The organism is Bradyrhizobium sp. McL0615 (assembly GCF_049993905.1).
In the GTDB taxonomy this organism is placed as follows: domain Bacteria; phylum Pseudomonadota; class Alphaproteobacteria; order Rhizobiales; family Xanthobacteraceae; genus Bradyrhizobium.
On sequence record NZ_CP188254.1, the window covers coordinates 4,493,830 to 4,518,334 of the forward strand.

At 63.3% G+C, this 24,505-nt stretch carries 27 protein-coding genes and 1 pseudogene; 15 read left to right on the forward strand and 13 right to left on the reverse strand.

Going from position 1 to position 24,505, the window contains the following annotated elements:
- Positions 1-25 precede the first annotated feature (25 nt).
- The gene (locus ACPPVP_RS21225) at positions 26-2,248 is read right to left on the reverse strand and encodes a TonB-dependent siderophore receptor (RefSeq protein ID WP_426537981.1); all 2,223 of its coding nucleotides are present in this window, start codon (positions 2,246-2,248) and stop codon (positions 26-28) included.
- A gap of 376 nt (positions 2,249-2,624) precedes the next feature.
- Here ACPPVP_RS21225 and ACPPVP_RS21230 point away from each other — a divergent pair, with 376 nt between their 5' ends.
- The 3 genes from ACPPVP_RS21230 (at position 2,625) to ACPPVP_RS21240 (ending at position 5,658) form a co-directional block, all read left to right on the forward strand.
- Positions 2,625-3,500 carry a S1C family serine protease gene (locus tag ACPPVP_RS21230; RefSeq protein WP_426524061.1) on the forward strand — a complete coding sequence of 292 codons (876 nt, stop codon included), beginning with the start codon at positions 2,625-2,627 and terminating at the stop codon, positions 3,498-3,500.
- A complete protein-coding gene (locus ACPPVP_RS21235) occupies positions 3,497-3,874 on the forward strand; it encodes a response regulator transcription factor (protein ID WP_426524063.1) in 378 nt (125 codons plus the stop codon). The genes ACPPVP_RS21230 and ACPPVP_RS21235 overlap by 4 nt, the downstream gene beginning before the upstream one ends.
- A 161-nt stretch (positions 3,875-4,035) precedes the next feature.
- Positions 4,036-5,658, forward strand: coding sequence for an ABC-F family ATP-binding cassette domain-containing protein (locus ACPPVP_RS21240; RefSeq protein WP_426524065.1), 1,623 nt, complete (start codon positions 4,036-4,038; stop codon positions 5,656-5,658).
- A gap of 105 nt (positions 5,659-5,763) precedes the next feature.
- On the opposite strand, the gene ACPPVP_RS21245 is transcribed toward ACPPVP_RS21240, so the two are convergent.
- The gene (locus ACPPVP_RS21245; RefSeq protein WP_426524067.1) at positions 5,764-6,738 is read right to left on the reverse strand and encodes a glycerophosphodiester phosphodiesterase family protein; all 975 of its coding nucleotides are present in this window, start codon (positions 6,736-6,738) and stop codon (positions 5,764-5,766) included.
- 107 nt (positions 6,739-6,845) lie between these two features.
- Positions 6,846-7,676, reverse strand: a complete 831-nt coding sequence (locus ACPPVP_RS21250) for a dienelactone hydrolase family protein (protein ID WP_426524069.1) — start codon at positions 7,674-7,676, stop codon at positions 6,846-6,848.
- 168 nt (positions 7,677-7,844) lie between these two features.
- Here ACPPVP_RS21250 and ACPPVP_RS21255 point away from each other — a divergent pair, with 168 nt between their 5' ends.
- From ACPPVP_RS21255 to ACPPVP_RS21265, 3 genes and pseudogenes are all read left to right on the forward strand, one after another.
- Entirely contained in the window at positions 7,845-8,720 is an 876-nt protein-coding gene (locus ACPPVP_RS21255) for an MBL fold metallo-hydrolase (protein ID WP_426524071.1), read from the forward strand.
- Positions 8,721-8,755: 35 nt separating this feature from the next.
- Positions 8,756-9,407 (forward strand): annotated as a pseudogene (locus ACPPVP_RS21260) (nitroreductase).
- A gap of 12 nt (positions 9,408-9,419) precedes the next feature.
- Entirely contained in the window at positions 9,420-10,580 is a 1,161-nt protein-coding gene (locus ACPPVP_RS21265) for an acyl-CoA dehydrogenase family protein (protein ID WP_426524073.1), read from the forward strand.
- A gap of 59 nt (positions 10,581-10,639) precedes the next feature.
- On the opposite strand, the gene ACPPVP_RS21270 is transcribed toward ACPPVP_RS21265, so the two are convergent.
- From ACPPVP_RS21270 to ACPPVP_RS21280, 3 genes are all read right to left on the reverse strand, one after another.
- Positions 10,640-12,343: an ATP-binding protein gene (locus ACPPVP_RS21270; protein ID WP_426537983.1), complete on the reverse strand. Its 1,704-nt coding sequence runs from the start codon at positions 12,341-12,343 to the stop codon at positions 10,640-10,642.
- Positions 12,344-12,514: 171 nt separating this feature from the next.
- A complete protein-coding gene (locus tag ACPPVP_RS21275; RefSeq protein WP_426524075.1) occupies positions 12,515-14,599 on the reverse strand; it encodes a methyl-accepting chemotaxis protein in 2,085 nt (694 codons plus the stop codon).
- 343 nt (positions 14,600-14,942) lie between these two features.
- The gene (locus ACPPVP_RS21280; RefSeq protein ID WP_426524077.1) at positions 14,943-15,197 is read right to left on the reverse strand and encodes a hypothetical protein; all 255 of its coding nucleotides are present in this window, start codon (positions 15,195-15,197) and stop codon (positions 14,943-14,945) included.
- Between the two features lie 220 nt (positions 15,198-15,417).
- On the opposite strand from ACPPVP_RS21280, the gene ACPPVP_RS21285 reads away from it, so the two are divergent.
- A complete protein-coding gene (locus ACPPVP_RS21285) occupies positions 15,418-15,657 on the forward strand; it encodes a hypothetical protein (protein ID WP_426524079.1) in 240 nt (79 codons plus the stop codon).
- 27 nt (positions 15,658-15,684) lie between these two features.
- Here the strand turns inward: ACPPVP_RS21285 and ACPPVP_RS21290 are convergent, their stop codons facing one another.
- Positions 15,685-16,119 carry a hypothetical protein gene (locus tag ACPPVP_RS21290; RefSeq protein ID WP_426524081.1) on the reverse strand — a complete coding sequence of 145 codons (435 nt, stop codon included), beginning with the start codon at positions 16,117-16,119 and terminating at the stop codon, positions 15,685-15,687.
- A 480-nt stretch (positions 16,120-16,599) separates the two neighbouring features.
- On the opposite strand from ACPPVP_RS21290, the gene ACPPVP_RS21295 reads away from it, so the two are divergent.
- The 3 genes from ACPPVP_RS21295 (at position 16,600) to ACPPVP_RS21305 (ending at position 18,738) form a co-directional block, all read left to right on the forward strand.
- Complete coding sequence (locus ACPPVP_RS21295; RefSeq protein WP_426524082.1) at positions 16,600-16,800, forward strand: hypothetical protein; 201 nt, start codon at positions 16,600-16,602, stop codon at positions 16,798-16,800.
- Between the two features lie 35 nt (positions 16,801-16,835).
- The gene (locus ACPPVP_RS21300; protein ID WP_426524084.1) at positions 16,836-17,789 is read left to right on the forward strand and encodes an aliphatic sulfonate ABC transporter substrate-binding protein; all 954 of its coding nucleotides are present in this window, start codon (positions 16,836-16,838) and stop codon (positions 17,787-17,789) included.
- Between the two features lie 160 nt (positions 17,790-17,949).
- The gene (locus ACPPVP_RS21305; RefSeq protein WP_426524086.1) at positions 17,950-18,738 is read left to right on the forward strand and encodes an SDR family NAD(P)-dependent oxidoreductase; all 789 of its coding nucleotides are present in this window, start codon (positions 17,950-17,952) and stop codon (positions 18,736-18,738) included.
- Between the two features lie 105 nt (positions 18,739-18,843).
- Here the strand turns inward: ACPPVP_RS21305 and ACPPVP_RS21310 are convergent, their stop codons facing one another.
- Together ACPPVP_RS21310 and ACPPVP_RS21315 are read right to left on the reverse strand one after the other, a co-directional pair.
- Entirely contained in the window at positions 18,844-19,002 is a 159-nt protein-coding gene (locus ACPPVP_RS21310; RefSeq protein ID WP_426524088.1) for a hypothetical protein, read from the reverse strand.
- Between the two features lie 9 nt (positions 19,003-19,011).
- The gene (locus ACPPVP_RS21315; protein ID WP_426524090.1) at positions 19,012-19,245 is read right to left on the reverse strand and encodes a DUF6894 family protein; all 234 of its coding nucleotides are present in this window, start codon (positions 19,243-19,245) and stop codon (positions 19,012-19,014) included.
- Between the two features lie 243 nt (positions 19,246-19,488).
- Here ACPPVP_RS21315 and ACPPVP_RS21320 point away from each other — a divergent pair, with 243 nt between their 5' ends.
- Positions 19,489-19,674 (forward strand): hypothetical protein, encoded by a 186-nt coding sequence (locus ACPPVP_RS21320; protein WP_426524092.1) that lies wholly within the window; start codon positions 19,489-19,491, stop codon positions 19,672-19,674.
- A gap of 78 nt (positions 19,675-19,752) precedes the next feature.
- On the opposite strand, the gene ACPPVP_RS21325 is transcribed toward ACPPVP_RS21320, so the two are convergent.
- The 3 genes from ACPPVP_RS21325 to ACPPVP_RS21335 all read right to left on the reverse strand — a co-directional run bounded on the left by ACPPVP_RS21325 (position 19,753) and on the right by ACPPVP_RS21335 (position 21,419).
- A complete protein-coding gene (locus tag ACPPVP_RS21325) occupies positions 19,753-20,742 on the reverse strand; it encodes a hypothetical protein (RefSeq protein ID WP_426524094.1) in 990 nt (329 codons plus the stop codon).
- Between the two features lie 251 nt (positions 20,743-20,993).
- A complete protein-coding gene (locus tag ACPPVP_RS21330; RefSeq protein ID WP_426524096.1) occupies positions 20,994-21,152 on the reverse strand; it encodes a hypothetical protein in 159 nt (52 codons plus the stop codon).
- A 33-nt stretch (positions 21,153-21,185) separates the two neighbouring features.
- A complete protein-coding gene (locus tag ACPPVP_RS21335; protein WP_426524098.1) occupies positions 21,186-21,419 on the reverse strand; it encodes a DUF6894 family protein in 234 nt (77 codons plus the stop codon).
- 331 nt (positions 21,420-21,750) lie between these two features.
- Between ACPPVP_RS21335 and ACPPVP_RS21340 the strand changes: the two genes are divergently transcribed.
- From ACPPVP_RS21340 to ACPPVP_RS21355, 4 genes are all read left to right on the forward strand, one after another.
- Positions 21,751-22,071: a hypothetical protein gene (locus tag ACPPVP_RS21340; RefSeq protein WP_426524099.1), complete on the forward strand. Its 321-nt coding sequence runs from the start codon at positions 21,751-21,753 to the stop codon at positions 22,069-22,071.
- A gap of 189 nt (positions 22,072-22,260) precedes the next feature.
- Entirely contained in the window at positions 22,261-22,851 is a 591-nt protein-coding gene (locus tag ACPPVP_RS21345; protein ID WP_426524100.1) for an NADPH-dependent FMN reductase, read from the forward strand.
- A gap of 225 nt (positions 22,852-23,076) precedes the next feature.
- Positions 23,077-23,433, forward strand: coding sequence for a cytochrome C (locus ACPPVP_RS21350; protein WP_426524101.1), 357 nt, complete (start codon positions 23,077-23,079; stop codon positions 23,431-23,433).
- A 123-nt stretch (positions 23,434-23,556) separates the two neighbouring features.
- Entirely contained in the window at positions 23,557-23,739 is a 183-nt protein-coding gene (locus tag ACPPVP_RS21355; RefSeq protein WP_212418709.1) for a hypothetical protein, read from the forward strand.
- Between the two features lie 117 nt (positions 23,740-23,856).
- On the opposite strand, the gene ACPPVP_RS21360 is transcribed toward ACPPVP_RS21355, so the two are convergent.
- Complete coding sequence (locus ACPPVP_RS21360) at positions 23,857-24,468, reverse strand: TMEM175 family protein (protein WP_426524103.1); 612 nt, start codon at positions 24,466-24,468, stop codon at positions 23,857-23,859.
- Positions 24,469-24,505 lie beyond the last annotated feature (37 nt).

Genomic DNA, 24,505 nt, shown 5'->3' on the forward strand with positions numbered 1-24,505 from the left:
CAGTGCGGCCTCCCTCGCGTCGGCGCTACCATTTGTAGGCGAGGCTCGCGGTGACGCGACGACGATCGCCGTAGAAGCATGACGTATCCGACGCACAGCTTGCGACATAGATCGTGTCGGCGATGTTGATGACGTTCAACGCCGCACGCCAGTTTTGCCATTCGTAATGGATCGTCGCGTCGCCAAGCACGACAGAGGGAACCACCAGCGTGTTCGCGATATCGGCGAAAGATTTTCCGACATAGCGCACACCGCCGCCAAAGCCAAAGCCGCGCAACGGCCCTTCCTGGAACGTGTAGTCAGCCCAGAGCGATCCTGTCTGCTGTGGCGTGTTGGTTGGCGTCAGGCCGATCAGCGCCGGGTTGGCGTCCTTGCTGGTGAAGAGATCGTAGGTGGTGAACGCGGCGACCGTCTTCAGCCCCGGCAGGGGATTGGCCACGGCCTCGAGTTCCAGACCGCGCGAAGTCACCTCGCCGGTCTGGTTCTGGAGGGACACGATGCCCGGGACTGTCGTCGGCACGTTTTGCCGCTTCAGGTCGAACACGGCGATGCTGAAATGGCCGTTGAAGCCGGCCGGCTGGTACTTCAAGCCGATCTCGGCCTGCTCGCCGGTTTCGGGCAGGAACAACTGGTTCGAGGCGTTGAGGCCGATGATCGGGTTGTAGCTGGTCGCGTAGGCGACATAGGGCGCGAGGCCGTTGGCGAAATTGTAGATCAGGCCGGCGCGTCCGCTGAACTTGCTGTCGTCGCGATTGTACAACGTGGCGCCGGTCGGACGATCGCCCTGGCTGGTCGAGACCCAGTCATTGCGGCCGCTCAATACAAGCGTGAAGCCGCCGAACTTGATCTGGTCCTGCAGATAGACGCCGAGCTGGTTCTGGGTGAGGAGGAAGTTGCGGAACGGCGCAGAGCCGGTGAAGGGTATGTCGCCGGTGCCGTAAACCGGATTGAGCGCGTTGATCGACGGCACGCCACCGAACGCGAAGATCTGATAATCGTCGATCCGGTAGTTCTTCAGATCAAGGCCGAACAGCATGGTGTGCTGCACCGGGCCGGTATCGACGCGATACTCCAGCTGATTGTCTAGATTGCCCTGGTTGGCGGTGTTCTTCGCGTACCAATTATAGCGGCCGATGTCGCCCGCGGCGGGGTTGGTATAGTTGTTGCCGATGAGGCCCCGATAGGTGAGATCGACATGGGCATAGCGGGCGTTCTGACGGAAGGTGAGGCTGTCGGTGAGATTCTTCTCGAACTGATAGCCGAGCATTTCCTGCTCGCGCGTGAACTTGTCGACGCTGGGATCTCCGACGAATAGTTTTGTTGGAATGCGGCCGAACGGCGCGTTAACGACCGTTCCCACATACGGCAGGAAGTTGATGCCGCGGGTGTCAGTTTTCGAGGCTGACGCCAGCACGGTGAACGTGGTGTCCGCGTCCGGCTTGTAGGTGACGGACGGTGCGATGAAATAGTTGTTGTCGGGGGTGAAATCGACCTGGGTGCCACCGTTCTGGACCTGGCCGACCACACGGTAGAACAGCTTGCCGCTTTCGTTCGCGGTCGCGACCGGGCCGCCGACATCGAACGACAGATATGCATTGCCGAAATTGTTGACGCCGGTTTCGATATAACGGATCGGCTCTGCCGGCGGCATCTTGCTCACGGCATTGACGATGCCGCTTGGACTGGAGCCGCCATACAAAACGGCTGAGGGACCGCGGAGTACCTCGACGCGAGCGAGGTTGAACGGCTGCAGCTTCCAGCTCGCATAAGACGTGTAGAACAGCTGCAGGCCGTCGAGGAACAGGCCGACATCGTCCGATTTGAAGCCGCGGATCAGGAACCAGTCGTTACGGGTATCGGCGCCGAATGTTCCGGCGACAACGCCGGGCGTGTAGCGCAGGATCTCATCGAACTTGCCTGGTTTCTGGTCGCGAATCTGTTCGCTGCCGATCACCGAAAGCGACTGCGGCGTCTGCATGATCGGCGTGTTGGTCTTGGTGCCCGCCATCGAACGGCCGGCGACGTAGCCCTGGACCGCGCCGCGCGGGTTTTCGACGACCGGCGCCGCCGCCTCGCGTTTCGGTTGGGGCCTTCGCGAGGCGGCTGTGCTTTGCGCTGCCGGGCGCCGGCTGCGCTGTGTCGTGGTTGACGCAGTGCGCTTCTCGGGTGAGGTGACGACGACGGACGGAAGCGATTGCGACGCGGATCCGGAACCTGACTGCGCGAACATCGCCTGTGGCCACAACATCAATACGGACGCGGTCGCCGACGCGGCGACGTTCAACACATCACGAGACTTCAAAGCGTCACCCCAACCTGCGAGCACGTGTCGCGCTTTCAGGAAACTTGGCAGCGCGACCCCAGCGGGACGCATAACGCGAGGGACAACGATTCCTCTAATGGAAAGGTTCTTAGAGTAACTCTTAGAAGACTTTCAAAAATCTACGCGGAAAGTTGCTCATCGTCGCAACAACACGCGATAGCTGAGAAGTCGGTAGACCTCGGTAATGTTGGTTCCGTGGTGATGCACGCGTCGTCAAAATCATCCGCGCCTCCCCATCAGGCTAGTTCCCGAACGCGATCGGAACCCCCAGATTGGATCAAACCATCCAGGAGTTCTCGTCATGACCGACCCGAGCGCAGCCATCCTTTCCTCGTTCTCCTCCGCCCTTGCCGAACTCGTCGCCCGAACAAAGCCCGCGATCGTCTCGGTGCATTCGCACCGCTTGCGGGCATCGGGCTTCATCTGGAAACCCGGTTTGATCGTGACGGCCGACGAGGCGCTGGCCGACGAGGGCGAAGTCTCGATCAAACTTGCCGACGGAACCACACGGCCGGCCAGCATCGCGGGACGCGACCACACGACCGACATCGCGCTGTTGCGATTTGATGCCCAGAATATTGCACCGGTCGCGCTTGCATCCGTCGTTCCGGATCTCGGCTCGCTGTCGGTCGTGGTCGCCGCCGAGCACGGCGTTGCCGCCGCGGCGCTGGGTACCGTATCGCTGGTGGGCGGCCGCTGGCGCAGCCTGCGCGGCGGCGAGATCGACGCCCGGATAGAGCTCGGCGTGCGGCTGCGATCCAGCCACGAGGGGGGCCTTGCCCTCACGGCCTCCGGCGAAGCGATTGGCATGGTTGTCCAGGGGGTGCGACGCGTTCTTGTCATTCCGAGCGCGACGATCGGCCGGGTCGCCGGAAGACTTGAAACCCATGGCCGGATCGCGCGGGGCTATCTCGGGGTTGGGCTGCAGCCCGTCAAGTTCGACGACGGGATCGGCGCGATGGTGATGAGTGTCGCTAGATCGGGTCCATCGGCCGCCGCCGGTATCCGGCAAGGCGATATTGTCGTCGGCTGGAACGACGAAAAACTCTCCGGCGTGCGTTCGTTGTTAAGAGCGCTCGGGCCCGACAGCGTCGGCTCGGTCGTTGACGTCACTATACGGCGTGGCGGCGAACCGGTGCGGATCAAGCTCACGATCGGCGAAAGGGCGGACGCGTGAGTGAGGAGGCTGCACCGGTCGTTGTCGTCGCCATCGAGATTTCCGATCCGGCGCTGGCGGACCGGCTTGCATCGCTGCTCGGCGGCGTTACCGGCATCCGACTGGCGGCACCGGGGGAGGCCGCCACGGTCTCGCTCGTGTCTCGTGACGCGCAATCGCTGCTCGAACCCGCCGACATCGAGCTTACGCCGCGCGAACGCGACGTTCTGGTCCTGATGGCCGAAGGCGCATCGAACAAGGCGATTGCGAGACAGCTTGGAATATCCGTTCACACAGCCAAATTCCACGTCGGATCGCTGCTCGAAAAGCTCGACGCCACCGGCCGCACCGACGCCGTGGCACACGCTGCGCGCCGCGGCGTGATCCACCTGTAACGCCGCGCGCCCGGCAGTGAGGGAGCAGTGGCCGACACCTAGGTATATAATCCTAAAGGTGGCGGGAATCTGCTCCGGGAGAGGGGTTCGGAACCGCTTCCACAAGCGCGCTGGATGTCCTAAGCAGCGGGCCGCAGCGATTTCCTCTTTTTCAGGCCCCAATGATCCGCCTCGATAACGTCAGCAAGCAAGTCGGCCACCAGATCCTCTTCATCGAAGCCTCCGCGGCCCTCCAGAAGGGCGAGAAGATCGGCCTCGTCGGCCCGAACGGGGCTGGCAAGACCACGCTTTTCCGGATGATTTCGGGCCAGGAGCCGCCGGATGAGGGCCAGGTCTCGCTCGATCGGGGCATTACCATCGGCTATTTCAGCCAGGACGTCGGCGAGATGTCGGGCCGCAGCGCCGTGGCTGAGGTGATGGACGGCGCCGGGCCCGTCAGCGTCGTGGCGAGCGAACTCCGGGAACTCGAGGCCGCGATGGCCGATCCCGATCGCGCCGATGACATGGACGAGATCATCGTACGTTATGGCGAGGTGCAGCACCGTTTTGAAGAACTCGACGGCTATGCCCTCGATGGCCGCGCCCGCGAGGCGCTGTCGGGCTTGGGCTTCAGCCAGGAAATGATGGAAGGCGACGTCGGCGCGCTGTCGGGCGGCTGGAAGATGCGGGTGGCGCTGGCGCGCATTCTCTTGATGCGTCCCGACGTGATGCTGCTGGACGAGCCGAGCAACCATCTCGACCTGGAGAGCCTGATCTGGCTAGAGCAGTTTCTGAAGGGATACGAGGGCGCGCTCTTGATGACCTCGCACGATCGCGAGTTCATCAACCGCATCATCAACAAGGTGGTCGAGATCGACGGCGGTACGCTGACGACCTATTCCGGCGACTACGAATTCTACGAACAGCAGCGCGCGCTGAACGAAAAGCAGCAGCAGGCGCAGTTCGAGCGCCAGCAGGCGATGCTGGCCAAGGAAATCAAGTTCATCGAACGCTTCAAGGCGCGCGCCTCGCATGCCGCCCAGGTGCAGAGCCGGGTCAAGAAGCTCGACAAGATCGAGCGCGTCGAACCGCCGAAGCGGCGCCAGACGGTGGCATTCGAATTCCTGCCGGCACCGCGCTCGGGCGAGGATGTCGTCAGCCTGAAGAACGTCCACAAAGGCTATGGCAGCCGCACCATCTATCAGGGCCTCGATTTCATGATCCGCCGCAAGGAGCGGTGGTGCGTGATGGGCATTAACGGTGCCGGCAAGTCGACGCTGTTGAAGCTGGTGGCGGGCTCGGCCGAGCCCGACGACGGCACGGTGGCGATCGGCGGCAGCGTCAAGATGGGCTATTTCGCCCAGCACGCCATGGACCTGCTGGATGGCGAGCGCACGGTGTTCCAATGGCTGGAGGATTCATTTCCGCAGGCGGGCCAGGGTAGCTTGCGCGCGCTCGCCGGCTGCTTCGGCTTCTCCGGCGACGACGTCGAGAAGAAATGCCGGGTGCTCTCGGGTGGCGAGAAAGCGCGGCTGGTGATGGCGCAGATGCTGTTCGATCCGCCGAACTTTCTGGTACTGGACGAGCCGACCAACCATCTGGACCTCGCGACCAAGGAGATGCTGATCAATGCGCTCTCTGAGTTCGAGGGCACGATGCTGTTTGTCTCCCATGACCGGCATTTTCTGGCGGCGCTTTCCAACCGCGTGCTCGAGCTGACGCCTGAAGGCATCCATCAATTTGGTGGCGGCTACACCGAATATGTCACGCGCACGGGGCAGGAAGCGCCGGGGTTGCGGAGCTAGCACGTATTGAGCCGTAGCCCGGATGGAGCGAAGCGTAATCCGGGAACATTTCGGCCTAACGGAGAGAGCCCCGGATTTCGCTTCGCTCCATCCGGGCTACGAACACTATTTGCGTGCGAGCGGCGCTATCGCCTCGATCTCGTTGGTCCAGATGCCGCCGGAATAGTTTTGCGGAAGCCGCGCAAGCTGCTCAGGCGTGTCTATTCCGCTGGAGAACTCGCCGCCGCGATAGGGACCGAGCACGAAGACCTCGCTGTTGGCCACCTTCATGCGGTTGAGAAAGCGGTCCGGCCAGCCCCACATAAATGGAGCAGCGTTGATCGGCAGCATCACCATCGCGTTGCGGCACGCCTTCGGCACCACGGCGCTCCAGCCATAGCCGATGTAGCCGAGCAGGCAGCTCTTGATGCTGGCGCGCGAGATCGTCCTGATATCGCTCGCGCGTTGGCGCACGATCTCGACCGGCTCGTCGCCGCCATAGACCATGATCTGCGCCCGGCGTTCGGCGGGAAGCTTGTTCAGCACGGCCGCAAGCTTCTCGCCCTCGGCCGAGTCGCGGCTCTTGACGTTGATCAGGAGCCGCTGCTGTGGAAAAGCTTCGAGTACCTCGGTGAGCGTCGGCATCAGGCCGATACCCTTGCCGCGAAACGGAAATGTCTTGCCGCCATCGGCGGTGTAGCCGTGGCCGATGTCGAGCTTCTTCAAATAGGCCATGGAGTGTTCGCGTGTGACGCCGTGGCCGTCGGTGCGGCAATCCAGCGTCCAGTCGTGAAACACCGCGAACTCGCCGTCGGTGGTGGGGTGAACGTCGAGCTCCACGACGTCGGCGCCGGCCGCAAAACCGGCTCGCATCGAGTCGATTGTATTCTCCAGATACTCGTGCGTCGGTGGCAACATCCGCGCCGCCGTGCAGGTGTCATTCTTCACGTCGCGTTCGTCGAAGCGCTGCGCCATGCCGCGATGGGCGAGAAGGACAGGTTGGCCGTCGTGATGCCTGGCAAGGAGATTGGTGTTGTTGAGGTAGATCGCGGCCGCGAGCACGGCAATTGCCGCCGCGGCATATTTGAGTTTCGTGTTCAAGGCCTGCCCCCGCGTACGAGGTGCATTCGCTAGGCAGCATTTCTGTTCGATTTGCGGCGGAGAACAAGGGAAGGCCGAAACGATGGCGGCGACGTTCTTTCGCGCTGCTAATCCCTTATTCTCTCCACAAATGCGATCGCGCGCTTCAGTGCATCCTCGAGCGCAGCGCGATTGCCTGGAACGGATTGGCGGCTTTGTCCGGGGTCGTCAAAACCATGTGTCGCACCGGGATAAAGGACGACATCGATCTTGCTGCCCGCGGCGATGGATCGCCGGGCCATCTCCTGGCATCTCGCAGGCGAGACCTCTTCGTCGTCTGAACCAAGCAACAAGGCGACCGGCGCAGTCGTGGCGAGATCAGGTGCAAGCAGAGCCTTCGGCCCGCAGCCGGGATAGAACGCCAACGCGGCGCGATAGCCCGAAGCCTTCGCGCCCTGCCGCTGCATCACATTCAGCGCGGTGCTGCCGCCATTTGACCAACCCTGCAGGAAAATACGATTTGTAACGACGTCGCGCCGGCTGCGCAGCCAGCTCAGCGCGCCTTCGGCATCGAGCGGCCGCACGTTCTTTTCATTGACGTCGTCGCGATCCGGATCGTCATGGGTGAAGCGCTCGAAGCCGTGCGCCTTGCCGCGCGGTCCAAAACTGTCCGGAAGCAGCGCAATGTAGCCGCGCTCCGCCCAATACTGGCCCCACATCATGTGCCGTTTCGACAGGCCGCTCGCATCGCACGCCGAAGGGCTGGCACGCGACACCAGCGTGCAATCCTGGTTGACGTTGGCTGAGTAGGGCCCGCCGCGGCCGTGCAGCATGACGATGGCGGAGTGAGGGCCCGGCGTTTGCGGCTTGAAGAGATAGGCGACGATTTCGGTCGAGCCATCGGCGCTCGGAAAGAACACCGTGTCCGGCGCCACGAAGGCCGCCGGCGTCGGCAGCATTGCAAGCATCAGGGGGACGACAAGCTTTATCGGTCGGCTAGCCATCTGCGCAGCATAGCAACATTTCGGGCGGGCAATGCAAGGACGCATGGCAAAGCATGCCGTACTCGCCTTGTGGAGATTGAGGCTCGCAGCTACGCTTTTCAAAAATCGGGGAGCGTAACAGCCGTGAAGCAGCTCAGGATCGGGGACGTCACCATCGACGCCGTCATCGAGCGGGAGGGGCCGTGGCGGCGGCCGCAGGATTTCTTCCCGGCTTATGATGAGGCGGTGTTCAAGGATCATCTGGCCGGCATGGAGCCGGAGGTGTTCGACACGGCGCTGGGCCTGATGAACATCACCTATCAGACTTTTGTGGTGCGCACGCCGCGCTACACCATCCTAGTCGATACCTGCACCGGCGAGGACAAGGGCCATCCGCCGCCGTTCGATTTTCCCGGCAAGGAGCGCTGGCGCAACGAGCTGTTCGCGCTCGGTATCGCCTATGAGCAGGTCGATTACGTGTTCTGCACCCATCTGCACATCGATCATACCGGCTGGAATACCACCCTGCGCGACGGGCGCTGGGTGCCGACGTTTCCAAACGCCAAGTACATATTTCACAAGCAGGAATATGCGGCGTGGGAGGCGGAGAACGCCAAGGGCGCCAACCCGCCGGGGACGGTCTTTCGCGACAATTGCCTGCCCATCATGGAAGCCGGGCAGGCGGTCCTGGTTGACGACGATTACGCGCTCGACGATACCGTTACACTGACACCGACGCCGGGGCATTCGCCCTGTCACTGCTGCGTCAACATCTTCTCAAAGGGCAAGCGCGCGGTGGTGGCCGGCGACCTCATGCATCACGTGATCCAGTGCCGCGAGCCGGAATGGTCCGCAAAGCCCGACTGGGATCCGAAGCAGTCGGCGATCTCGCGGCGCAAGTTCTTTGCTTCCGTCGCCGGCACCGACACGCTGATCCTGCCGGTTCATTTTCCGACGCCCACCGTCGGCCTGATTACCGCAGACGGCGACCGTTTCGATTATCGTTTCAAAAGGGACTGATTATGGGAATGCAACGGACGGACGGAATGCAACGGATGGATTTCGAGACGCTGGTTCAGACCCGCAAGAGCGTGCGCGGCTTCACCAGGGAGCCGGTCGCCCGCGCCGTCATCGAGGAGATCATCGATGTCGCCAAACGCGCGCCGTCGTCGATGAACACCCAGCCCTGGCATATCCATGTCCTGACCGGCGAGCCGCTCGAAGAATTGCGCCGCCGCAACATGGAGGAGATGGTGGCGGGCGCCAAGGCGAAGCGCGACATCGTCAGCCACGGCGAATATCAGGGCGTGCACCGCGGGCGGCAGGTCGATATCGCCAAAAAACTGTTTGCGGTGATGGGGATTGCCCGCGACGACAAGCCGATGCGGCAGGACTGGGTGCTGCGCGGCTTCCGGCAGTTCGATGCGCCGGTCTCGCTGGTGCTGACCTATGACAAGGTGCTCGATCCCGGCGCGGTGTGTCATTTCGATCTCGGCGCGCTCTGCTACGGCATCGTGCTTGCCGCCTGGGACCGTGGACTTCATGCGCTCGGACATCGTGCGCGAGGTTGCCAATATCCCCGAGGACGAGGTCATCATGACCTGCGTCGCCATGGGCTACCCCGACGACAGCTTTCCGGCCAATACAGTTCGCTCCGATCGCGAGCCGAATGGCGATTTCGTGCGTTATGTCGGGTTTGCGGACTGAGAGGGTTTGCCGATGAGCAGCGATGAAGAGACCGCGATGATCCGCGAGACGGTCGCGAAATTCGTCGACCGCGAGCTGATTCCGCTCGAGCCGCATTACCTGAAATCCAAGCTGCCGGGCTCCGATCATCCGGAACTGACCGCCGAGCAGAAGCAGCGGCTGCGGACGGTCTCGAAGGATCTGGGATTGTGGGGCCTCGACGCGCCCGAGGACCTCGGCGGTCACGACCTGCCGACGCGCACCATGGCCGCGGTCCACGAGGAGCTCGGCCGGACGTGCGTGCCGTTCGTGCTCCCGCCGGACTCGCCGAACCTGCGCATGCTGCAGGCGGTCGGCACGGCAGCGCAGAAGACGAAATACCTTCAGCCCTATATCGAGGGCCGGATGAGTTCGGCGATCGCGATTTCCGAGCCGGGCGCCGGCGGCGATCCCGCTTCCATGAAGACCCGCGCGGTGCTGGAGGGCGACCAGTGGGTGATTAACGGCCGCAAGATCTGGATCAGCAATGCGCGCGCCGCCGATTTCATCATCGTCATGGCCCGCGTCGGCAACGACGCGCGGCAAGGCGGCATCACCTCTTTCATCGTCGAGAAGGGTACGCCCGGATTCATCATCGAGCGTGAGATCCCGATGCTGGGCGGCGGCGCGACTTACGAGATCGTGTTCGAGGATTGCCGTATCCCGAAGGACTCCGTGCTGGGTGAGGTCGGCAAGGGTTATGCGCCGATGCAGCTGCGGCTGCGCACCCGGCGGCTCGAGATGGGATCGACCTGCATCGGCATCGCGCGGCGTGCGCTCGACATGCTGTGCGACCACGCAAGGCAGCGCGAGACGTTCGGCGTCAAGCTCGCCGACCGCCAGGCGATCCAGTGGTGGATCGCCGATATCTCGACGCGCATGCATGCCTGCCGGCTGATGGTGCGCGATGCCGCCGACAAGTCCGACCGCGGCGAAGACGTCCGCCACGAAGCCTCGATGATCAAGGTGTTCGCCACCGAGATGGCCTATGAGGCCTGCGACCATGCCATGCAGACGCTCGGCGCGCTCGGCATGACGCTGGAGCTGCCGCTCAACGCGCTCTGGCAGAAGGCGCGGCTGATGCGGATGTACGAGGGACCGAGCGAGGTCCACCGCCAGTCGATCGCGCGCCGCGTGCTCGGGCTGCGCGGTTAGCTTCTTGTTTGGACGCGTTTTCTTGACGCGAACCGGTACCCACTTCGCTCGAAAACGCTTTAGGTTTTATCGCCGGTCATCTCGATGATGCGGCGAGCCAGCGTTTCCATGACGAAGGGCTTGGTCAGCACCCCCATGTTCGGTGCGAGATGCCCGTTGCCGATGATGGCGTTCTCGGCATAGCCGGTGATGAACAGGACCTTGAGATCCGGACGCGTCGTCCGCGCGGCGTCGGCAAGCTGGCGGCCATTGATGCCGCCGGGCAGGCCGACATCGGTGACAAGCAGATCGACCCGCATGTTCGACTGCAGCATCGTTAACCCGGACGGCCCGTCCGAAGCCTCGACCGGGATGTAACCAAGCTCTTCCAGAACTTCTGTCACCAGCATGCGAACGCTCGGTTCGTCGTCGACGACCAGCACCGTCTTGCCTGAGCGAGCGTGGCCAGAGACTGCGGGCACAGCCGCAGCGACGGTCTCTGCCGAGTCGCCGTAATGGCGCGGCAGATAGAGGCACATCGTGGTGCCGTGCCCGACTTCCGAATAGATGCGCACCTGTCCGCCGGATTGCCGAACGAAGCCATAGACCATCGACAGGCCGAGGCCGGTGCCCTGGCCGATCGGCTTGGTGGTGAAGAACGGATCGAAGGCGCGCGCGATCACGTCCGGCGACATGCCGGTGCCGTTGTCGGTGACGCAGAGCGACAGATATTGGCCCGGAGGCAGGTCGCGGTCCTTGGCTGCGTGCTCGTCGAGCCATTTGTTGGCGGTCTCGATCGTGATACGGCCGCCCTCCGGCATGGCGTCGCGCGCATTGATGCACAGATTGAGCAGTGCGTTCTCGAGCTGGGATGAATCGATCAGCGTCGACCACAATCCGCCCGCCGTCACGACTTCGACCGTGATCTGCGGGCCGACCGTGCGCCGGATCAGCTCCTCCATGCCGATGACCAGCCGGTTCACATCGGTCTGCTTGGGGTCCAGCGTCTGTCGCCGCGAGAAGGCGAGCAGGCGATGGGTGAGGGCGGCGGCGCGCTTGGACGCGCCTTGTGCAGCAGCGACATAGCGGTCGATTTCGGTGGTGCGGCCCTGGCGCAGCCTGACCTGCAGCAGGTCCAGCGAACCGATGATGCCGGTCAGGAGGTTGTTGAAGTCGTGCGCGATGCCGCCGGTGAGCTGGCCGACGGCTTCCATCTTTTGCGACTGGCGTAGCGCTTCTTCGACGTGTTTGCGCTCAGCAATCGCCTCGGCCACGCGCGCTTCCAACGTTTCGTTGATGCGCTGCAGGGCCTCCTCGGCCCGCTTGCGTGGGGTGATATCCTGAAACAGCACCGCGACCTGGAGCCGGCTTTTGGGTTCGATCCGGAACGCCGCGAGTTCGAGATGCCGTCCAGTGGCGACGAGTTCGCGTTCGAAGCGGATCGGCACGCCCGTTCGCAACACCGCGCCATAAAGCTCGGCCCAGCCATCGGCCTCGTCAGGCACCATCTCGCGCAGCTTCTGCCCGACCACGTTGGAAATGCCGGCGTGCAGCGCATAGGCCGGGTTGGCTTCGATGTGGATGTAGTCGCTGAGGGGGCCGTGGGGCCCGTCGAAGAATTCGATGATGCAAAACCCTTCGTCGATCGAATCGAACAGGGTTCGGTAGCGCTGCTCGCTGTCGGCGAGCGCGGTTTCAGCGCGCTTCAGATCGCTATTGTCGGCGGCGACGAGGGCCTTGAGCCGCGCATTGTCCGCCTCGACTGCCGCAATCCGGCGCTGCAATTGTTCGATATCGACTGTCACGGATACCCGCCCGGGGGCAACCGCGGAAACGGCGGTCGTTTGGGGAATACTGGCACGCTACGCAACATCAAGTTCCACGGGGACTGAAAGTTCCCGTTGCTGGCACGCCGACCCCGCCAGCAGAAAGCCGCCGTCAGGTGCCCCGGGGCCCTAAGCCGCGCGCACCTCCGACAGGAAGCGGTTGACCTGTCCGGCGAGATCCTTGGACTGCGAGGACAATTGCTCGGCCGCGCCAAGCACCTGATTGGCGGCGGCGCCGGTGTCGTCGGCGGCCTTCTGGACGCCCGTGATGTTGGAATTGACCTCCTGGGTGCCGCGGGCCGCTTCCTGCACGCTGCGTGAGATTTCCTTGGTCGCCGAGCCCTGTTCCTCGATCGCGGCCGCAATCGCGGTGCCGATCTGGTCGATTTCGGCGATCACGTTGGCGACGTTTTGAATCGCCGTCACGGTCTGGTCGCTCGCCGCCTGGATCGCGGCGATCTGCTCGGAGATTTCGGTGGTCGCCTTCGCGGTCTGGCCGGCCAGCGATTTGACTTCGGAGGCGACGACGGCAAAGCCGCGGCCGGCATCGCCGGCGCGCGCGGCTTCGATGGTCGCATTCAGCGCCAGCAGGTTGGTCTGCGCGGCGATGCTCTGGATCAGCGTCACGACGTCGCCGATCTTCTGTGCGCCGTCGGCGAGCGAGCGGGCGGTGTCGCCGGTGCGCCGCGCATTGTCGACCGCGCGGGCGGCGATTTCGGTCGATTGCGCGACCTGGCGGCCGATTTCCGAGATCGAGGAGGCCAGTTCCTCGGTGGCGCTCGCCACCGTCTGGACGTTGCCCGAAGTCTGTTCGGAGGCGGCGGCGACGATGGCGGCCTGACGGTTGGTGAGGGTGGCGGTCGACGACATCGACTGTGCGGTGTCTTCCATGATGGACGACGCCGACGACAGCCCGCCGACCAGTTCGGTGACCTTGGCCTCGAACACGCGGGTGAGTTCGTCGAGTACCTGGGCGCGGCGCATCTTGCCGTCGCTCTCGGCAGCCTTCTCGGCGGCGAGACGCTCCGCCTCGATCATGCTGTCCTTGAAGACACCCACGGCGGCGGCCATCGCGCCGATCTCGTCGCCGCGTCCGGCGCCGGCGATTTCGCCGGATACGTCGCCACTGGCGAGCCGCGTCATCGTGGCGGTGAGGTCTACGATCGGACTGCAGACGCGGCGGCGCACCATCACGATCAGACCGGCGCTGGCGGTGGCAACCGCAATGAGGACCGCGAGCGCGATCAGGAAGCTGAAGCGCGCGGCGGAATAGTTGGCGCCGAGGATCTGCTCGGCATTGTCGTAGAAGGCGTTACGAACATCGACGACGGCGCCGAGGGCGACCTGGGATTCGGCATAGAAGAAGTCGACGTTATGTTCGTATTTGCCTGAAACTGCGCCGTCCTTGACGAGCTTCAGCTCCTTGCCGAAACGCGTGACGAAGATGTCGTTCATCTTGTCCAGCGCAGCTGCCACGTTGGCAGGCGTTGCCGGGTTGCCGCGCAATTCCAGCAGCGACATCTGAATCTGGTCGGCTCGGCCCTGCGAGCGCGAATACTCCATTTTTTCTGCTTCGGTGGCTGCCCGATTGGCGCCAACGAGGTTCTTGTGGAGGCTGGAGTTGTAACCGCCGACGTCGCGCAAATTCCAGGCGATGTTGGCGTAGACGGCCTGCCGGTAGGCATCTCCGTCGAGTTGCGCCATGCGGCGCACCTGCTCGTCGAGCAGCTTGGTGGCCGCGGCGTTGAACACGGCATTGTCGGCGACGAGCTTCCTGGCGGCGTCCTTGCGCGGTTCGGCCGGGCCGTCGATCGCCTTGTCCATGGCATCGCGCAGCGCGTTGAACTTCGCGTTCAGATCGTCGATGCCGGCGCCTATTGCCGTGGCGTCGTCGAGGCCGCCCGACAGGTTCTTGCGTACCACGTTCATCTTGTCGCGTGCGCCATCCGTATTTTTGCGCACCTTCTCGTTGAGCTCCTTACGGATTGCTGGGTCCACTGCCGGCGGTCCGTAAAGGATGTTGGTGGCAAAACCGCGCTCGGAGTTCATGTAGCGCGGGATATCGCCGACCGCGCGCACCACCTCCAGCCGGCTCTGCGCCAGCGAGACCTTTTCCATGGTCTGGTACTTCGAAGCCGCCACGTAGACGGCGAGCCCGCCGCCGACGGCGGAAAGCGAGACGATGGCAGCGGTGAGAAGGGTACCGATTTTCATGGGATTTTGGCCATTTGCACTGGTGCGGGCATGCGGGCCATCAGTATAAGTGGTTCCAATTAATCCAGAGTTTACAGTGGGCCGTGTCACAACGGCACCTTGCAGCTCGTCCTGGTGATGCAGCGCGGGGGTTGCGGCGGCTTTCGGGACAGAGGAGCGAGGATCGTTATCATCGGCGGCACGGGCCTGATCGGCTCGAAATTGCCCCCGTTGCCGCGATCGCGCGGTCATGAGGTGATGCAGGCGTCGCCGAGCAGGGTCGTCAGCACCCGTGGCCGGGGGATGGCCTGCAACCGGCGCTTGCAGGCGCCGACATTGTCGATGCGATTCCTGTCGTCCGCGGTTATCGCGTTTCTTCGGTCGCGCTCTTTGCGGCGGCGTGGGATTGAGCTGAGGCCTTGGAATCCATCGCCTGGCAGGGCAGTTGCGCCCACGAGCCGTCGGCCGACTGCTGGTAGGCGTGGCAGGAGGAAGCCGCGGGCGCTTCGGTTGCCTTCGCCGTGTGCGAATTCGCGCTGGAATTTCTGGCGAGTGTCGGTGCTGCCAAGGTGAGGAGGGCGGCCGCCGAACCGAAGAGGATTGCTTGCCCTAGCCGCATGGGAATTTCTCCTTGTCTCGAAAGCGAATGCCTTCTTCTTCCTAAAGAGGATTGTGGAGATTTTGGGAAATGCCGATGCTCATTGGCAGCGCTTGCTTAACGCTTTGCAAACGCCCTGGGCCGCTGATGCGCCGCAGCGACGAATTCTCTTCTTGCGCGCAGGAACCAGTTCCAACAGCCGTGCGTTGGCTCGGGCATTATGCCGAAGGCACGGCGTCCCATGCGTCCAGAAAAATCACTCTTCAAGGCGCTGTTGACCCATTTCCTGATGGGCGTGGCGCTCGGGCTGTCGCTGGTGCTGTTGCTCAGCCTGATCGATGCCTTTCATGTCAGAGACCTCATCGCAAAAAGCGGCGCGCCTGTTCAGACCACGGTGATGCTGGTCACGACCTACGCCTTGATGTTCGGCATCGGGGCGACGCTGACCGGCCTGGTGCTGACGCTGGAGGACGAGAGCTGACAGTGAATGCAGTCGGCCTGCTGCCCGTCAGCGGCGCAGGCGGGCAATTGTGCCGGCGATGATCTGCATGGCGACGCCGACCACCCATCCGGCCATGATCATCGATATCCATACCAAATGCGGATCGTGTCGCAGCACGATCACGCCGACGCAAGCGAACGCCGAGAATGCCGCGAGGAAGGTACCGATCGCGCTGAGCAGTTCAGGTGTATCGATCTTGCCGACCCAGGTGCCATCGGCGGGCCGGCCGTTCGATGCGTTGAAGGGCAAGGGTGGCGTATCGATGCCGAGATAGAAGCCGACGGCACCGCCGATCATCATCAGGAGCAGGAAGGCCTGATTGGTGAGTGCGGCGTGGCTCGTCCCCACCAGCGCCGCCACAAACAACCCGCTCGCCGCGCCTGCCATCGCAAGCCCAAGGCGTTCCAGAACGTGAGCGACTTTTCGAACGCGGGTTCGCATGATGGGCCCGCCGGTTACGGCGCAAGGTTAGGACGATTTTGGGCGAGGTGGAAGCAACCTGACGGTGCAGCGATGTGCCGAATTGATCCACCGCAAGGCGCGGAACGCGCCTCGCGCGGGCGGGTAAGGTCATGCGCGTGCCTGAAGCAGCGCGCGCCGGTATTTTCGCGCCATGGCCCCCGCGAGATGGATCCGTCCGTTTTGCAGCGCCTGCAGAGAAAAGCGCTGACGTCGCGGTGAAAAGATTGGACGCCCATTTCATTGACCAATTCGGCGAACCGCCGGATATTTGATGCAACTTTTCGTGCTTGGGGTCACCGCATGAGACTGCATCCAAAGCCAGCCGTGGGCGATATGCGTAAGCGCATCACCCGCCGCTGCGTCTCGGCGGCGACCGGCGCCTGTTGCTGATCCTCCCCTAGCAAACCCGGAGATCACACGTTCGACAGGAGCGCCGACATTGTCGGCGAAGCAACAGCCATGTCCAAAGCCTACATCATCGAAGTTCACAACCGTACCGCCGGTATCGTCGCAGGCGACGAGCACGGCTTCACCTTCTTTTCCTCCGAGCGCGCTTTCGATCGTCTCGATGGCCGCGATTTCCGCTCGGCCCGCGAGGCGGAGCGCGCTGCCAGGGCAGTGCTGGGCGGCAGGCAAACCAGCACGCATTCGCAGTCGTGAGCCGGTGGCTCGATCAAGTCAGAAAGGAAGAACATATGACCACGAGAAGAAATATCATCGCCGGCGCCTTGATCCTTGCATCGCTCGCGATATCGCCCGCGCAGGCGCAGGACAAGCCAACCGAAATCCGTATCGGCACGCAGAAGGGCGGGTTCTTTCCGGCGGTGCGGCAGCGTCACACGGTCGAGGACGTCTTCAAGCCGCTCGGCATCGAGATCAAGTGGGTGGATTTCCAATTCGGGCCGCCGCTGCTCGAGGCCATCAATGTCGGCGCCGTCGATTTCGGCTTCGTCGGCGATTCCCCGCCGATTTTCGCGCAGGCCGGTGGCGCGAGGATACGATACGTGGCCGCCGTCAAATCGGACGGCAACAACCAGGCGATCATCGTTCCCAAGGACTCGCCGATCAAGACGGTCGCCGATCTCAAAGGCAAGCGCATCGCCTTCGGCAAGGGATCGAGCGCGCATAATCTGCTGGTCGCGGCGCTGGAGAAGGCCGGGCTTTCCTATGGCGATATTTCCCCGGCGCCGCTCGCGCCGGCCGATGCGACGGCAGCCTTCCTCAAGGGCTCGGTCGATGCCTGGTCAATCTGGGATCCGTACCTGGCGCTGGCCGAGCTAAAGGAGAATGCGCGGATCATCGCGTTCGACAAGGACGTGCACAAGCCCAATGCGTTCTATATCGCGGGGTCGGACTTCGTGGACAAGCACCCGGCGCTGGTGGCGAAGCTCAACGCTGTCTTTGCCTCGGAGGGACGGTGGGCGGACAGCCATCACGACGAGGTGGCGAAGGCGCAAGCCGAGGCGACCGGTGTCGATATCGACGCAGTCAAACGCTTTGTCGCCCGCTCAAGCTACCGCGTCGTGCCTGTCGACGACGAGGCCGTAAAGAGTCAGCAGGCGATTGCCGATCGCTTTGCCAAGCTGGGCCTGATTCCGAAACCGGTCAACGTGTCTGATATCATCTGGAAATGGTCGCCGGGGTCCTGATTCCGAGCGCATCAATTCCAGACATCCGGGCACGTATGGGGCGGACATGGCGGGTCCGCCCCATTTTTGTATGGAGCATTGCGGCTGAAGACGGGTTGCGCCAGACCGCAATTGATGGCGGACTGCGGGCCGCCTGCAACGTCTTCGGGAGCCGAGCGTCATGAGTATCTTCGACACGCCATTCGATTCTACTCGCGAGGCGGCGCTCGTTACCGGCGCGGGCAACGGAATCGGCCGCGCGATCGCGCAAGCCCTGGTCGGCGCGGGCGTGCGAACGGTTTTTGCCGATATCAATCGGGAGACGGTAACGGCGGCCATCAAGGGCTCGGCTCGGCCGGAACTGGCGATGCCGTGGTTCGGCGATCTCGCCGAGCCCACCGCCCGCAACGCGCTGCTGACGGAAGCAGCCAACGTGCTGGGATGCGTGACGCATTTCGTGCACAGCGCCTCGCCGCCGCGGCGGGAGGCCGATCATGCGCTTGGCGTCAGCACCGAAACCTGGGCGAAGATGCATGCGGTGAACCTTGAAGCCGGTTTCGATCTGTCGCGCGAACTGGCGCGCAAGCTGATCGCCGACAAACAGCCCGGCTCGTTCCTGATCTTGACCTCGCTGCATGCCGGCACGCCGCGCAACCTGCCGCATTACTCGACGTCGAAGGCAGGGCTTTCGATGCTGGTGAAGGAATTGGCCAAGACGTTCGGCCGCTTCGGCATCCGCGTCAACGCGCTGGTGCCCGGCGCGATCGCGGCCGGCGGCTTCGTCGCCGATCCCGCGCTCGCAAGACACATTCCGCTCGGCCGGCTCGGAGAGGCCAAGGACCTTGCGCCGCTGGCGCTGGCGGTGCTGTCGAACCGGATATCGGCCTACGTCACGGGCGCCGCGATCGTGATCGACGGCGGCCTGTCGCTGACGAACTGGTTCGAGCCGCCGGAGCTCGGGGATTTGTAGATCGGTAGGATGGGTAGAGCGAAGCCAAACCCATCAATCGCGGTTTGCAATCACGATGGGCTTCGCTTCGCTCGACCCATCCTGCGAATGAGGGCTACGCCGCTACTAAATCGCGCTGCCCTGGTGCTTCGCGCGCCATTTCGGGCCGCGGCCGCGCATGTAGTGCAACTCGGGACGGTAGGGGTTGCAGGCAAGGTCGAGCAGCCTGTGCCAATGAATCACGATCTCTGTCAGGCGTCGGAGCAGCGGTTGCATGACCAGCATGGCGGCCTCTCAATGCAGCTTGCCGAGCATGGATGAAAACGGCAGGGCGAAGATCTCGTCGTTGAGATCGTCGCTGACATGCAGTGTCCAGTCGCGCCAGTCTTCCGGGCCCTGCGTCGTTATCAGCGACTGCACGACGCGGGCGGCGTGGTTGCGCACCTCGGTCAGGTTTCCGACGGCGGTGCCACGCTGGTCGACGCATACGCCCTCGGAATTGGAGTAGTGAAAATAGACCTTGGCCATGTCCGACTCCCGCGATTGCGACTCACGCCGAAAAATACCAGTCGGAAGACCGGCTTGATATTCGGGGAGATTGCGGACGGGATATTACGGGGACCGCAGATGGAACCGCGCGATCCCTAAACTTGTCCGAAAATTATCTGTCACAACGGAAGGAACGAGACTTTCGGTTCGGCAGTTTCCACGACGAAGCCGCTGGGAATCGAAACGCTGCGGCGTGGACTGGTGGAACCCTGGGAGAGCGACATGATCTCGGAAATGCAGATCCACACGATTGCACGCCAGATGATGGAGAAGCACGGCCTTAGCGCGATTGCGCAGGCCGCCCACAATGCACTGGCTTGCGAGAGCAACGGCGAGGCCGAGGAAGCCAGGGAGTGGCGTCATATCGAGGACGCCATGAAGATGATGCGGGGACCGCACCAGAGCTGAGTTCCCATCCGAAGGCAATGCAAGCAGCAAAGCCGGTTGCGCGAATGCGCCGCCGGCTGGCTTTGTCGAATCCGGCCGCTACCGCAGCGGCATCGGCGGGCGCACCACCGGCTCGCCGTCGTCGGCGATCGTTTGCTTGGGCGGTGCTGGCGGCAACGGCGCGGCAGCCGGCGTCGGCGGGAGCGGCGCTACGGGAGCGGCGGCAACCGGCGCGGGCGAGTAGGAAAAGGCCGCCGGCTTCGGTTTACGCACGGGCGGCGGAGCGGCCGGCCGCTGCGGAGGAGGCGGCGTCAGCGCCGACACCCTGGGCCGCAAGTTCTGCTCGGCAGGCCTGGTTTCGCCCACTTTGGCCTCTGAAGCCTTGGCAAGCTCACGCGCCATCTGGGCCTGGCTCGCCTTGAGCTGCGCGATGGTCGATTTCAGTTCCTCGACCTGCTGGCCCATCGTGGCCAGATCCTGCGCCATCGATTGCATTTGGCTCGATTCCGCAGAAGGAGCGGCCGCAGCAGTGGCCGTCGGGGCAGCGGGGGCGGGTTGAGCCGGTGCTGCCGCGGCTGCCGGTTGCTCGGCGGTCTGATCGGTCGTGGCGGCTTCAGTGGCCGGAGCGCTCGGCTGCTCCGCGACGGCAGGCCTGCTTGCCGAAGGCAATGCGGCCAGCACGAAGGGCGGCGCCCATTCGGCGGCCATCGCCGTGGCCTGATCGCCATAATGCTGCCAAGCCGCGGCAGCCGTGGCGCCGCACAGGCCGAGCAGCGCCATGATCACGCGCTTCGACCATTTGGACATCGGTTGTGCGCCGAGAGGCTTGAGACCATCCACCTTGATCTCGCTTGGCCTGACATTCTCAACCTGGATATCGTGCACATCGGGGTCGCGAAACGTCGGTTCGATCTGCGGAGTCGGAGCGCCGACCGAAATCAGGGGCGCGACGTGGACTTGCGGCGCCGCTGAAGGGGCGGCCGGATCATGCGCCAGCGGCGGCGCCTTTTCGGCATGCGCGTGCAGCAGCGATTCGATTGCGAAGACGTCGTGCGGATCGGTCTCTTTCAGCGGTGGCATGGATTGCATTGGCGGTCCCTTGCTCAATGTCCCCCGCATCAGGCGGCGAGCATGCTTTGCAGCGTGGAAAATCCTCTGCCCAGAAAGCCTTGTCCAAGCCGCACACGGCCAGCGAGGTTTGACCAAAGCAAGGCGATCTCGTGGAGAGGTTGAGGCTGCGGGTTCCGCATACTGGAACCGGCGCGCAAAGGAGTGCGAAGGGGATTAAGGAATTTTATGGATCGGCGCAGAACGCGCCGGCTGCGCGATCGGCCGCGTCTTTAGAGGGTAATGCCTGCGATGTCAGCGCGATGTCTGGCGTGCCATTTCGGGCCGGGGCCGCGCATGTAATGCCGCTCGGGACGATAGGGGTCGCGGGCGCGCGCGATCAGGCGGTGGCAGCGCGCCATGAGCGCATCGAGCCGACGGAGCAGCGGCATGAAGGGGGGGCGCGCCGGCAGCATGGCAACCTCTCAGTGCGGTTTGCCGAGGACGAAAGCGAACGGCAGAACGAAGATCTCGTCGTCGAAATCGTCGCTGACATGCACGACCCAGTCGCGCCAGTCTTCCTCGTCGCGTCCCATGATCAGCGAGCGGACGATGCCGGCTGCACGGTCGCGTGCCTCGGCGAGGTCGCTCACCGCTTCGCCAGATCGATCGATCCGGACTTCCCGGGAGTTCGAGCAGTGGAAATAAACCTGCGTCATGTTGGCCTCCTGTGCTCCAAAGCGAAGCTGCTCTTATTGGTACGAAGCTAACGCCCGAAGGTTCTGCCAATCCGTGATGCACCTCACATCCGACTCTTAAGATTTTCTTAATGCTGTGGTGGTGAAGTTTTAGGCATGGAATCGCAGCGGAACCGGACCTTCCGAGCCGGCAGTTGCAAGAGAAGGCCGGTGGCGTAACGCCCGCCGGCCTTTTCTCTTGCGGGCAACAGGCAAGCGATCGCCTCCAAAACTCACGGCGCCGTGACACCGAGCTCGGGAACCAGCATCTCATCTCGCCCGTTCGCTCTCATATTGAGATGGAGAATGAGCGATGACGAAACTGACACTGCTCGGCGCGGCCGCGATCCTGGCGACGGCGCTTGCGACGCCTGCGATGTCGCAGGAAGCGACCCAGGAGCCCGGTATGATCGGGTTCAACTACCCGAACTCGAACTATCTGCGCGGCGGGTACGGCGTGCGTACGCCAAGCCGTCATGACCACAGCTACTACTATGGCGGCTACGGGCCGCGCGCGTATTACGGCCCCGGGCCCGTCGGGGTTGCGGCGGGCATAGCCGCCGGAACAGCGGCTGCCATTGCAGGCGCGCCGTATTACGATTCCTACGGTTATTATGATGGGCCCGGTTATTGATAGAGCCGGACGCGCCACTGCAATGAAGCGGCCGCAAGGCCGCTTTTTTGTTGGCATTTTGTGCGTGGCCCGAACGAGCGAAGGCGACATCCGCAGCGACGGTCATTCATTGGCCGCAGGCTTCCGGTCTTGCATGGAAAGGAGCCGCATGGTTCGACTGCTTCCTCAATGTCTTGAGGGGCAGGCGTCATGGGAAATCGCATTCTCGTTCTTTACGGCTCCTACCGGTCCGACCGCATGGGCATCCGGCTGGCGCAATACCTCGTCGACGGGTTTGCCGCGCGCGGCGACGATGTCGAACTGATCGACGCCAAGGCGATCGGCCTGCCGATGCTGGACCGGATGTACAAGGAACATCCGAAAGGCGGCGCGCCTGATGTGCTCGAGAAACTTGCCGAGAAGATTCGCACCGCTGAAGGCTTTGTGTTCGTCACCGGCGAATATAATTGGGGCATGCAGCCGGGGCTGAAAAACCTCACCGACCATTTTCTCGAGGAATGGTTCTGGCGGCCTGCGGCGATTGCGAGCTATTCGGCAGGCCGCTTCTCCGGCGCGCGCGCAGCGCTGGCATGGCACGGCACGCTTTCGGAAATGGGCATGGTGGTGATTTCGAGCTCGATCGCCGTCGGGCCGATTGCGCAGACGCTGACCGAAGACGGCAAGCCGGCAGGCGAGGGCGGCAAGGCGCTGTCGCACGCGTTTCCGCGCTTTGCCGATGATCTCGCGTGGTGGATTGAGGCGGCACGGGCCCAGCGAGAGAAGAGAAAGCCGCCGTACTAGAAGCGTAATTGTAGCCCGGATGAGCGAAAGCGATATCCGGGATCGGTGTCCACGCTATCCCGGATATCGCTGCGCTCACCCGAGCTACTGCTTCATGCCCCGATTCAAGCGCAATAATGGCGGAAGCGCACCCATTTTTCGCCACGCCTGGACAGCAGATTGCGCTTCGCTTGCCATCTTCCGCCTTCTTGCAAGGCGGCTCATCCGCTCCGTCCGGAAAAACTGATGTCGCCAATGAAAGCGCGCTGCGGTCTGCTTGTTCTTGCGACGATAGTCGCGCTGGGCGGATCGGTGGCTGTTGCGCAAAATCTCGATCAGGGCAAACCGGCGCCAAAACTGTTTGCCGAAAGTTGCGCATCCTGCCATCGCAGCCCGCGTGGGCTCGCCAAGGGGCGCTTTCACCTCACGCTCTATCTGTTTCTACAGAAACACTATTCCAGCAGTTCGAGTTCGGCCTGGGCGCTGACGTCCTATCTGGAATCGATCGATAGCGGAAAGCGCGTCGCGGCGAAGCGGCCGGCTGCGACAGGGGCGGCGCGGTCACGCTTGTTGCGGCCACCGGCGCCGGTGCCGGCGCGATAGGCGGCCGGCGTGGTCCGTCACGACTTGCTCACGGCTGCGCTACGAAATCTCCTCAGCCTTGCCATCTTTTCGACCTTTGCCGGCCTAGCATCCTAGGGGTGTGCGTGGCGGGGAGTGACGACGATGGTGGTGGCTGAGCTTAAGACCAAGGTTGAGAAGTACGAGACGAAAGCCTCGCGCTGCGAACAGCAGGCGCGGGCAGCAACCGACAAGGCCGAGCAGTCCTTTTATGAGGTGCTGGCCGGCTACTATGGCAGCCTGGCTACCGATTTTCGCAAGATTCTCGAGAAGCGGCTGGTCGCGTAGGCGGCCACCGCTTGCAGCCGCCGTAGCCTGGATCAGCGATAACGAAATCCGGGGCGGTATTGGCGTTGTCCCGGATGTAGCTAACGCTCATCCGGGCTACATGGCCTTGCGATATCCTTAGCCGTTGGCAGGCTGGTTCTCTGCACCCGGTCCCTCCGCACCCGGCGGTTCGGGCTTCAGATAGACGATCAGGCAACAGATGCAGATGCCGAGCCCGGCGAGCGGATATTTCAACGCGACCACGGCGGCGAGGGCAAAGCTGCAGAGCGTCGTCAGCGACCGTATCCGCATGATCCGGCGCGCCTTTGGCGTGATCGTGGTGCCGGGCGTCCGCTCGATCAGATCCCAGATCAAGGCGATATAGGTCGCGTTCACCAGGAAGAACACGGCCGCATAGAACGCGACCGGTTGCGGGGCCAGTTCGCTGACAGCCATCCAGGCGGTGGAAAGCGGCAGCAGCGACATCGAGAACAGATGCGCAAAGTTGAACCACATTAGCCGCGGCGTCGCCTCGGTGGCGTAGCGCATCAGGTAATGGTGATTGGTCCAGACGATGGCGATGAAGAGATAGCTGACCGCGTAGCTGAGCCAGGTTGGCCAGAGCGCCATCAGCGCCGCGATGGTCGGAGTTTCGGGCGGCCGCAATTCCAGCACGAGCACGGTGATCAGGACGGCGAACACGCCATCGGAGAAGAAGCTCAGTCGTTCGGGGGTCGCTCTGCTCAGCACGGCCGATTCCCTTTCTGTTACTTTCGTTGCGCGGACA